This window comes from Caballeronia sp. BR00000012568055 (genome assembly GCF_029439455.1).
In the GTDB taxonomy this organism is placed as follows: Bacteria; Pseudomonadota; Gammaproteobacteria; order Burkholderiales; family Burkholderiaceae; genus Caballeronia.
The window spans coordinates 1-9,877 of record NZ_JAQFVG010000355.1 but is presented as its reverse complement, the minus strand read 5'-3'; the positions used below and the strand labels follow the sequence as shown (position 1 = coordinate 9,877).

The 9,877-nt window shown below is 59.7% G+C and carries 10 protein-coding genes; 8 read left to right on the top strand and 2 right to left on the bottom strand.

The features are described from left to right. The 8 genes from P7F28_RS30860 to P7F28_RS30825 all read left to right on the top strand — a co-directional run. Nucleotides 1–744: porin (locus tag P7F28_RS30860; protein WP_277188977.1), on the top strand; the 744-nt coding region annotated here is incomplete at its 5' end. A gap of 225 nt (nucleotides 745–969) precedes the next feature. After that, the gene (locus P7F28_RS30855; protein WP_277188975.1) at nucleotides 970–1,368 is read left to right on the top strand and encodes a VOC family protein; all 399 of its coding nucleotides are present in this window, start codon (nucleotides 970–972) and stop codon (nucleotides 1,366–1,368) included. A 66-nt stretch (nucleotides 1,369–1,434) separates the two neighbouring features. Further along, nucleotides 1,435–2,070, top strand: a complete 636-nt coding sequence (locus tag P7F28_RS30850) for a twin-arginine translocation signal domain-containing protein (RefSeq protein WP_277188973.1) — start codon at nucleotides 1,435–1,437, stop codon at nucleotides 2,068–2,070. 72 nt (nucleotides 2,071–2,142) lie between these two features. Beyond that, a complete protein-coding gene (locus tag P7F28_RS30845) occupies nucleotides 2,143–3,726 on the top strand; it encodes a GMC family oxidoreductase (RefSeq protein WP_277188971.1) in 1,584 nt (527 codons plus the stop codon). Between the two features lie 96 nt (nucleotides 3,727–3,822). Continuing rightward, nucleotides 3,823–4,206 carry a ribbon-helix-helix domain-containing protein gene (locus tag P7F28_RS30840; protein WP_277188969.1) on the top strand — a complete coding sequence of 128 codons (384 nt, stop codon included), beginning with the start codon at nucleotides 3,823–3,825 and terminating at the stop codon, nucleotides 4,204–4,206. An 80-nt stretch (nucleotides 4,207–4,286) separates the two neighbouring features. After that, a complete protein-coding gene (locus tag P7F28_RS30835; RefSeq protein ID WP_277188967.1) occupies nucleotides 4,287–4,973 on the top strand; it encodes an ABC transporter ATP-binding protein in 687 nt (228 codons plus the stop codon). Continuing rightward, a complete protein-coding gene (locus tag P7F28_RS30830) occupies nucleotides 4,970–7,501 on the top strand; it encodes an FtsX-like permease family protein (RefSeq protein WP_277188965.1) in 2,532 nt (843 codons plus the stop codon). The genes P7F28_RS30835 and P7F28_RS30830 overlap by 4 nt, the downstream gene beginning before the upstream one ends. Beyond that, the gene (locus tag P7F28_RS30825) at nucleotides 7,501–8,568 is read left to right on the top strand and encodes a lipocalin-like domain-containing protein (protein WP_277188964.1); all 1,068 of its coding nucleotides are present in this window, start codon (nucleotides 7,501–7,503) and stop codon (nucleotides 8,566–8,568) included. The genes P7F28_RS30830 and P7F28_RS30825 overlap by 1 nt, the downstream gene beginning before the upstream one ends. A gap of 1 nt (nucleotide 8,569) precedes the next feature. On the opposite strand, the gene P7F28_RS30820 is transcribed toward P7F28_RS30825, so the two are convergent. Both P7F28_RS30820 and P7F28_RS30815 read right to left on the bottom strand, forming a co-directional pair. Continuing rightward, a complete protein-coding gene (locus P7F28_RS30820) occupies nucleotides 8,570–9,472 on the bottom strand; it encodes a DMT family transporter (protein ID WP_277188962.1) in 903 nt (300 codons plus the stop codon). 61 nt (nucleotides 9,473–9,533) lie between these two features. Then, nucleotides 9,534–9,719, bottom strand: a complete 186-nt coding sequence (locus P7F28_RS30815; protein ID WP_277188960.1) for a hypothetical protein — start codon at nucleotides 9,717–9,719, stop codon at nucleotides 9,534–9,536. Nucleotides 9,720–9,877: the final 158 nt, after the last annotated feature.

Genomic DNA, 9,877 nt, shown 5'->3' with positions numbered 1-9,877 from the left:
AACCTCAACGAAGCGTTCAACTTCAATAACGCGATCAAGTACACGAGTCCCGATTGGAACGGTTTTTCCATTGGCGGCACGTATAGCTTAGGCGGCGTGGCGGGCGACTTTGCGCAAAAGCGTGGTTACGCATTTGCCGTGACTTATGCGCATGCGCCTTTCTCGATCAGCGCAGGATATTTGAATCTGCGTAATCCGCTCGATACGGCGCTTGGCGGCACGTCAGGCTATTTCGGCGATTTCGCCTGCTCAAATACGTCGGCGCTTTATTGCCAGTTGCAGAATGCCGAAGCGCTCAAAGCATACGGCGCGGGCGCATCGTATGCCATTGGTCCGGCGACGATTGCGCTGACTTATACGCACACGCGCCTGGAACACAGTCAGTATTTTGCCGATGCCGCCAATCCTCAAGGCCGCAATATTGCCTTCGATATCGGCGAGGCGAATCTGACTTACGCGGTAACGCCGTTCCTGCAACTCGGGCTTGCTTATATCTACAACCTTGCCAAGCCGGATGGCGGATCGTCCACGCGGTTCCATCAGTTGAACCTCGGCGCGAACTACGCGTTGTCCAAGCGCACGTCGCTTTACGGCGTGGCGATTTTGCAGAAAGCGAACGGCGCGGGCTTAGGCGTCGATCCATCGACGGGTGCAGCGGCCAACTATGCGCAGATTCCCAATCTGCCTAATTCCAATAACGACCGTCAAGTGTCCGTCACGCTCGGCATTCGCCATAATTTCTAAGCAGCGCCTTGTTCCGAGGGCCTCAAACCCTGCAAGCGGCTTTCGCTTGCAGGGTTTTTTCTTAGTGACTTGCGCGCTCAAGGCAAAGAAATGCTTAGGGAATACACCGTCTCTAAGGGCAAGTCCTAAGCACTATATAACCGGCCATTACCAGACATCTGCGCGCCTCCCTAAACTTGGCTTCGACAACGCAAGAAGCCGATACAACGAGGAGGGTCACCCGCAATGGCAAAACTCATTCACACGATGATCCGCGTCAAGGATTTGGATTCGTCGCTGCGCTTCTATGAAGATGCGTTCGGTTTGCGCGTCAAACATCGGCTTGATTTTCCGGACTTTTCGCTCGCCTATTTGCGCAATGAAGAATCCAGCGCCGAGCTTGAACTGACGTGGAATAAAGACCGCCCCGAGCCTTACACGCACGGTGACGGTTATGGACACGTCGCGGTGAGCGTGGCGGATGCGAAGGCTGACCGCGAACGCCTGATCGGCTTAGGGATGAAGCCACTCGACCTCAAAGAATTCAAGGCCGATGATGGTCAGTTGATCGCCCGTTTCTTTTTTATATTGGACCCCGACGGATACAAGATCGAAGTGCTCGAGCGTCACGGGCACTACGAATAAACGCTAAGAAATCGACGCAAAAAAACTAAAGCGTCAGGAGTTGGAGTACCCCACAAGGAGAGAGACATGCGGAACACGATCATTCCGATCGTCGCGCCCACGCGCGCGCACGACGGTGGACACACTCATGCCGATGAAGCCCCGCCGCCACGCATCCCGCTGACGCGCCGCGAATTCCTGCGCGGTTCGGGCGTACTGGTTGGGACGCTCGCTTTCACGTCGATTTTCGCGGCGTTTGCGCCAAGCCGCGTCTGGGCGCTCGAATTGCAAGGACTGGACACGCATCAGGGCGAAGTGCTGCTGGCCTTTACCAAGCAAGTATTTCCGCACGCCAATCTCGACGATGCCGTTTATGCACTCGCCGTCAAAGACGTAGACGCCAAAGCCAAAGCCGATCCCGCCGTTAAGCAGCAAATCGCCGATGGCATTGCCAAGCTGGATGCAACGGCCGGTTCCGACTGGACCAAGCGCGCGCCGGATCAACAAGCCAAGGACGTCGCGGCGCTTGCGGGCACGCCGTTCTTTGAAACCATTCGCAGCACGGCGGTGGTATCGCTCTATAGCAATACGATGGCTTACACGCATTTCGGCTATGGCGCGGCGCAAGGCGACGGCGGCTATCTCTATCAAGGCTTTAACAACTTGTCATGGCTGCCGGACCCGCCTCCCGGCGATAGTGGCCCGATTCCCAAGGATGGCTAAAGCGGCGCTAAGGAATATCTAAGCCAAGCTTTAAGCAAATCGAACACAGGAAAAGGGAGTACGGAAATGGTCATGTACACAGAGAACAAGGTGAAGTTCAAGAACACCGACGACCATGTGGTCGTGGTGATCGGTTCGGGCGCGGGTGGCGGCACCTTGGCCAATGAGCTTGCGCAGAAAGGTATCGACGTGGTGGTGTTGGAAGCGGGCGGCATGCACACGCAAGGCGATTTTTCGACAGAAGAATGGAGCGCCTTTAAGCAACTCTCGTGGCTCGACAAACGTACGACATCGGGAAGCTGGCGTGTTGCTAAAGACTTTCCGAATCTGCCCGCATGGATCTGCAAGACCGTGGGCGGCACGACGGTTCACTGGGCGGGCGCGAGTTTGCGCATTCAGCCCTATGAATTCAAGGCTCGCACGACGTACGGCGATATGAAGGACGCCAATCTGCTCGACTGGCCGGTCACGCGCGCCGATCTCGATCCGTACTACGATCGCGCCGAAAAGAAGATGGGCGTGACGCGTACGAATGGACTGCCGGGGCTGCCGGGCAATAACAATTTCAAGGTGATGTCCGCGGGCGCGATGAAGGTCGGCTACAAGGAATGCAACACCGGCCATATGGCGATCAACAGCACCGTACGCGACGATCGCACGCACTGCTTCCAGCGTGGCTTCTGCTTTCAGGGCTGCCGTATGGGCGCGAAATGGTCTACGCTCTATACGGAGATTCCGCACGGACAGACCACGGGCCATATGGAATTGCGGCCGCAATCGCATGTGGTGAAGATTGAGCACGACTCGCGCGGCAAGGTCACCGGCGTGGTCTATTACGACAAGGACGGCAAAATTCAGCGTCAAAAGGCGCGTTTGGTGGCGGTCGCAGGCAATTCGATCGAAACGCCGCGTCTTCTGCTCAACTCGAATTCCAGCAAGTTCCCCGATGGCCTCGCCAACGGTTCAGGACAAGTCGGCCGCAATTACATGCGACACACCACCGGTTCTGTCTATGGTGTGTTCAACGACAAGGTCGAGATGTTCAAGGGCACGACGATGGCCGGCATCATCGAAGACGAAGCGAAGTTCGATCCGAAGCGTGGTTTCGCGGGCGGCTATCACATGGAAACGATTTCGCTCGGCTTGCCGTTCTACGCCGCGTTCCTGAATCCGGGCGCATGGGGACCAGACTTCACGCAGGCGATGGACCAGTACGCTTACACGGCGGGCATGTGGATCGTCGGGGAAGATATGCCGCGCGCGAGCAACCGCATCACGCTTAATAGCGACGTAAAGGACCAGTACGGCATGCCGGTGCCGAACGTCCACTTCGACGATCACCCGAACGACGAAGCCATGCGCAACCACGCGTTCAAGCAGGGAAGCGCCGTGTACGAAGCAGCGGGCGCGAAGGCCACGTATATCGTGCCGCCGTATCCATCGACACACAATCTCGGCACCGCACGCATGAGCGCCAAGGCCGACGATGGCGTGTGCAACAGCCACGGCCAGACGCACGAAGTGGCGAACCTGTTCATCTCGGACGGCAGCCAGTTCACATCGGGCGCGGCGGAAAATCCGACGCTCACCATCGTGACGCTGGCGATCCGGCAGGCGGATTACATCGCGCAGCAGATGAATGCGCGCCGGGTTTGACTCGATTGTGCAGGACAGCATGATGCGGTAGCTTTGGCAAATCGACGCCGGGCCTTTTTTCAAGGGTCCGGCCACTGAATGCACGGAGGCGACGTCATGTGTGGTGTGTATATCAATGCGGATCCGATCCTCTATGAATCGCGCACTCGTTCGCTGCGCATTCATGGCGTGATCACCACGGTCCGGCTGGAAAATCTCTTCTGGGATGTGCTTCAGGAAATCGCCGCGCGCGAGAACCTGACCACGAGCCAGTTCGCCGTGAAGCTCTACGACGAACTGATCGATCTGCGCGGCGAATTGCCGACCAATTTCGCCTCGTTTCTGCGCGTGTGCTGTCTGCGGTATTTATCGATGCGCGAAGCAAAAAAGCCCGTGGCGAAGCCGGATTTGCGCGTGAATACGGCTTCGGGTTCGGCCTTGACTTCGACCTCGACGAACGGCTTCAGTGATTCGAATCTGCATGTGTTGAAGACGGGTTGATAAGCGCGGGCGGCAGGTTTTCGGCGGCGAGTTTTCTGCGAATGAGAGAAAATGCTTCCGCCGCCGATAACCACGTCCACATGCCCGATTTCGCTTCCGCTTTAGTTCCCGCACTCGAATGCCGCCGCCTGCGCAAGACCTATGGCAGCGGCCGTATCGTTCTCTCCGCGCTCGATTTCACGCTCCATGCGGGCGAATTCGTCGCCATCATGGGCGATTCGGGCGTCGGTAAATCCACGCTGCTCAATCTGATCGCCGGTCTCGATACCGCCGAAAGCGGCGACGTGTTGATCGACGGCGCATCCATTTCCTCGCTTTCCGACGATGCCGCCACGCGTCTGCGTCGACAAAAGCTGGGCTTCGTGTTTCAGGCGTTCCATGTGCTGCCGCATCTGACGCTCGCACAGAACGTCGCGGTGCCTTTGCTGTTGAACGGCCAAAGCCCGACGCCCGCCGAAGATATGCTCGCGGCTGTCGGCCTCGACGGACGCGGCGGCGATTTACCGCGTCAGTTATCGGGCGGCGAATTGCAGCGCGTGGCGATTGCGCGCGCGCTGGTGCATCGCCCGAGGCTTTTATTGGCCGATGAACCCACCGGCAATCTCGACCCGCAAACCGCGCACGAAGTGCTCGAATTGCTGCGCGCCGAAACGAAGGCGAATCACGCCGCGACGGTCATGGTTACGCATTCCGAAGCCGCCGCCGCCTTCGCCGATCGCGTGCTGATTTTGGCCGATGGCACCCTGCATGCGCGCGGCCCGCAATGACCGCTGAACGTCTTCTCACACGATGGCTTCTGCTCGCGCAATGGCGCAGCCATCGCGGGCGCGCGCTCGTCGCCATATTGACGATCGCGCTCGGCGTCGGATTGGGGTATGCAGTACAGCTTATCAATGGCGCGGCGTTCGGCGAGTTCTCGGCAGCGGCGCGCAGTCTCTCGGGACAAGCGGATTTGCAGGTGCGCGGCGCACAGCCTTTTATCGATGAAACCGTTTATCCGCAGCTTGCCACGCGTGCGGGCGTGGCTATAGTAAGTCCGGTGCTGGAAGTGGACGCCGCCGTGCCGCAGAAAAACGCGCCGCTTAAAGTGCTCGGCATCGACGTGTTCCGCGCGAAGCGGATCGCGCCGGATTTGACTGGCGTGCCCGCGCAGCAAACGCCATTCGATGTGCTCGATCCCGACGCCATCTTCCTGTCGCCCGCCGCGCAGCAATGGCTCGATGCGCCTATCGGCTCGCATGTGACGCTGCAAAGCGGCACGTCGCCGGTGCGTTTGCGGGTGGCCGGTGCAATCGAACACGCGCTTCCGGGGCAGCGCATCGCCGTGATGGATATCGCAGGCGTGCAGGCGCATTTCGCCATGACGGGCAGGCTCTCGCGTGTGGATGTGCAGCTCGAGCGAGGTATCGATCGTGAAGCATTCAGGCGTGCTTTGCAGCGTGAATTGGGTACGCGCTTCGCTGTGACCGAGACGCGTGATATAGAAAGTCGTACTGATCGATTGTCGCGCGCGTATCGCATCAACATGAATGTGTTGGCGTTGGTCGCGCTTTTTACCGGCGCGTTCCTGGTGTTTTCGACGCAGGCCGCAGGCGTCGTGCGACGTCGCGCGCAGTTCGCCATGCTGCGTGTGCTCGGCATGACGCGTGCATCGCTGGTGCGGCAAATCATGCTTGAAGGCGCGTTGCTGGGCGTGACGGGCGGGGTGTTGGGCATCGTGCTCGGTTTTACGATCGCGGCACTCGCGCTGCGCTTTTTCGGCAGCGATCTCGGCGGCGGATATTTTCCCGGCGTGCAGCCGCATGTCGGTTTCGAGCCTGTTGCCAGCGCTATTTTTCTCGTGCTCGGTATCGGCGTGGCCTTGGCGGGCACGCTGGTTCCCGCGCTCGAAGCGGCGCGCACGCGACCTGCGCCTGCGCTCAAATCCGGCAGTGAAGAAGCGGCGCTGACGCCTTTATCGACGCCCTGGCCCGCGTTGATCGCGCTTGCGCTTGGCGGTGCGTTGACGCAAGCTCCGCCTTTATTCGATACACCCGTCGCCGGTTATCTTGCCGTCGCGTTGCTGCTGATCGGCGGCATTGCGTTGATGCCGCGCCTGACCGCCATCGTGTTTCGCCACTTCAGCCGCCATCGCGCGATGCGTCCCGGTCATGCGATGACCACGCTCGCGCTCGCACGTCTGGCCAACGCGCCGGGGCAGGCATCGATTGCGATGGGTGGCGTGCTGTCGAGCTTCACGTTGATCGTCGCGATGGCGATCATGGTGGCGAGCTTCCGCGTATCCGTGGAGGACTGGCTCGCGCATCTGTTGTCCGCCGATGTCTACGCGCGGATCGCGGCAAGCGGCGACACGGGCGGCTTGCGGCCCGATCAACAATTGCAGATCGCTCATGCGGATGGCGTCGCGCGTGCGGCGTTCTCGCGCGTTTCGTCGCTCACGCTCGATGCCGGCAAGCCGCCCATCGCGCTGATCGCCCGCGAACTCGACGTCGCCGATCCCGGCGCGACGCTGCAAATGACCGGCACGCCGCTCGCGCCGTCCGCGTGGCGCGCGGATGAAACGCCGGTGTGGGCATCGGAAGCGATGGTGGATTTATACGGCTATCGCGTCGGGCAACGGCTGACGCTGCCGATGCCGATCGGCCATGTGGTGATCGCAGGCATCTGGCGTGATTACGTGCGGCAGACCGGCGCGTTGCAAATCAGGCTCGCAGACTATCGACGGCTTACCGGCGATACGACCGCGACCGATATCGCTATTTTCTTGCAGAAGGGCGCAACACCTGCGCAGATCATCAGTAGTCTGAAGCAATTGCCTTTTGGCAATGCGTTGGAATTTTCGACGCCTGGCGATATCCGCGCTCGCACGCTGACCATCTTCGATCGCAGTTTCGCGGTGACGTATCTGCTGGAAGCAGTCGCGATCGTGATCGGCTTATTCGGCGTGGCCGCGACGTTTTCGACGCAGACGCTGGCACGATCGCGCGAATTCGGCATGTTGCGGCACATCGGCGTAACGCGTGCGCAGATACTCGCGCTGCTTGGCTGCGAAGGAGGCTTGCTGACGTTGGTCGGTATCGCAATGGGATGCGTGCTCGGCTTCGCCATCAGCCTGATTCTCGTCTTCGTGGTCAATCCGCAATCCTTCCACTGGACGATGTCGCTGCATGTACCGTGGACGATGATCGGCATCATCGGCTGCGTGATGCTGGCGTCCTCCTGCGCGACGGCGGTGCTCGCAGGCCGACGCGCCGTCTCCTTCGATGCCGTGCGCGCCGTGAAGGAGGACTGGTGATGCGTGCGTGTTTTTATGCGTTGCTGCTGGCGTTTTCTCTGCACGCGTCAGCGGATGAAGCGAAATTCGCCGCTGTCGTCCCCGGCAAGCCGATCACGTGGCCGCAGGACAGCGGCGCGCATCCCGCGTATCGCACGGAATGGTGGTATGCGACGGGCTGGCTGGAGACGCCGGATCATAAACCGCTCGGCTTTCAGATCACGTTCTTTCGTTCGAATACTGGTAAGCATGGCGAAGGATCGTTCGATCCATCGCAGTTGATCATTGCGCATGCGGCCTTGTCGGACCCTGAATATGGGCGCTTGGTGCACGATCAAAACATCGCGCGACAAGGCTTCGGACTCGCGTATTCGAAGCCGGATAACACCGACGTGAAGCTCGACAAATGGCATATGACGCGTTCCCCCGATGGAAACTATTCCGTCGATGCCGATGCCAACAATTTCGCACTGCATCTCATCTTCAAGCCGACGCAAGCGCCGATGTTCCAGGGCGATGAAGGCTATTCGCAGAAAGGGCCGTTGCCGGAGCAGGCGAGCTGTTACTACAGCGAGCCGCAATTGAGCGTAAGCGGCCGGGTGCTGAGGCCATCGGGTAAATCAGTTGATGTGAAGGGCAGCGCATGGCTCGATCACGAATGGTCGAGCACGCTGTTATCGCCCGATGCAGCGGGTTGGGATTGGCTCGGCGCGAATCTCGACAATGGCGGCGCGTTGATGGCCTTCAAAGTCCGCTCACGCGATGGACACGCCGTCTGGGCGCACGCCGCATTGCGCGATCAGAACGGACACACCACGCAATACGGTCCAGGCGATGTCGATTTCACGCCCGTGCGCGAATGGCGTTCGCCGCGCACGGGCACGACGTATCCCGTAGCGATGAACGTGCTCGTTGGTGACAAGCGCTGGTCGCTCGCACCGCTGATCGATGATCAGGAACTGGATTCGCGCGAATCGACCGGTGCCTTGTATTGGGAAGGTGCGGTGCGTTTAGTTGGTACTTCGAAAGGACGCGGATATCTCGAACTGACGGGATACGGCCGAGCGATAGAAACGGAAAAGCGGTGATTTACGCGATCGGTCCGTCTTCCAGCTTGCGTTGCCACGCCACTGCAATCGCGCTTCCCACGATCAACGCAATGCCCGCCATCGAGAGCCACGCGATCGTTTCGCCCCACAGCAGGTACGCAAATAACGCTGCCCACACGATGCTCGTGTAGTTGAACGGCGCGAGCGCGCCCGCTTCGCCGCGTCGGAAGGCAATCGTGACGAGGAGTTGGCCTGCGGTCGCCATGATGCCCATCATCGCCATGATGAAGAGCGCGTCGAAGGTCGGCGTTTTCCAGCTAAAAAAGAGCGTGGAGCCTGTCAGCAGCGTGCCGACCGTGGTGAAGAACAGCACCGTGGTACGCGAGTCGTCGCTCTCACGAATGCGCTTGATTTGCACGAGCGAAATTGCGCCGCACAGCGCGCTGCCAAGCAACAACAATGGCCCGAACCATACCGATTCCCCGCCGCCCGGCCGCACCACCAGCAATACGCCCGCAAAGCCGACCAGTGCCGACCATGCGCCGCGTTTCGAGAGCTTTTCGTGCAGCATGAGCGGTGCAAGCAGCACGACGATCAAGGTCTCCGAATAAGCAATCGCCACCGCTTCACCGAGCGGAATATACGGCAGCCCCGCGAAGAAAAACGCCGATGCGCCAACCAGCGTCACCGCACGTACGGTCTGTCCTTTGAAGTCGAGATTGCGCAGCCGATCGCGCAAGGATCGCTCGCCAATGCAGCAGATCGCTATTGCCGGAAACAGGCCGAACAGCATGCGAAAGAACGTGACTTCGTTCGCCGGATAGTGGAGCGCGACCGCTTTCGCGAGCGTATCGACGACGGCGAAGCAGAACATCGACACCAGCATGGTGCCGACGCTTGCGAGCGGCAAACGGGTTGCATGCGTGACGCTTGAGGAAGACATGTCGGTGCGAATCGGATCGTAAGGGAACCAGTAATGATCGCACGTCCGGCGTGTCACACGTTCAGCAGCAGTTCCTTTCGACGTCGATGTACTCGAAACCGGCCGAGATGGCGAAGCGGATCGCTTCTTCCATGCACGGGAATTCGCCTGGCAAACGCACCGAATGCTCGCGCCCGTCCAATTCCTGAACGTAGGCGTGGGCCGCAAACATGTTGCCCTGACGGATGGCGGCGGGGGTGACCATCATGTCCCTATAAGTGAAAACCATTGCTTCTCTTCTCTCTTGCCAGATCGGTGTCGTTTTTTAGTGCGATGGCGCAGCCGTGCTTAAACTGCAACGCCTTCTGATAAGGGTTTACGGTAGGCGCAAACGTTTCTTTAGCCTCGGCCGATGCGTGCGGTCAG

What these genes read in the sequence shown, in the direction of transcription:
- P7F28_RS30830 (WP_277188965.1), top strand. Translation starts at nt 4,970, where the DNA reads ATGACCGCTGAACGTCTTCTCACACGATGGCTTCTGCTCGCGCAATGG.
- P7F28_RS30850 (WP_277188973.1), top strand. Translation starts at nt 1,435, where the DNA reads ATGCGGAACACGATCATTCCGATCGTCGCGCCCACGCGCGCGCACGAC.
- P7F28_RS30825 (WP_277188964.1), top strand. Translation starts at nt 7,501, where the DNA reads ATGCGTGCGTGTTTTTATGCGTTGCTGCTGGCGTTTTCTCTGCACGCG.
- P7F28_RS30840 (WP_277188969.1), top strand. Translation starts at nt 3,823, where the DNA reads ATGTGTGGTGTGTATATCAATGCGGATCCGATCCTCTATGAATCGCGC.
- P7F28_RS30855 (WP_277188975.1), top strand. Translation starts at nt 970, where the DNA reads ATGGCAAAACTCATTCACACGATGATCCGCGTCAAGGATTTGGATTCG.
- P7F28_RS30845 (WP_277188971.1), top strand. Translation starts at nt 2,143, where the DNA reads ATGTACACAGAGAACAAGGTGAAGTTCAAGAACACCGACGACCATGTG.
- P7F28_RS30820 (WP_277188962.1), bottom strand. Translation starts at nt 9,472, where the DNA reads ATGTCTTCCTCAAGCGTCACGCATGCAACCCGTTTGCCGCTCGCAAGC.
- P7F28_RS30815 (WP_277188960.1), bottom strand. Translation starts at nt 9,719, where the DNA reads ATGATGGTCACCCCCGCCGCCATCCGTCAGGGCAACATGTTTGCGGCC.
- P7F28_RS30835 (WP_277188967.1), top strand. Translation starts at nt 4,287, where the DNA reads ATGCCCGATTTCGCTTCCGCTTTAGTTCCCGCACTCGAATGCCGCCGC.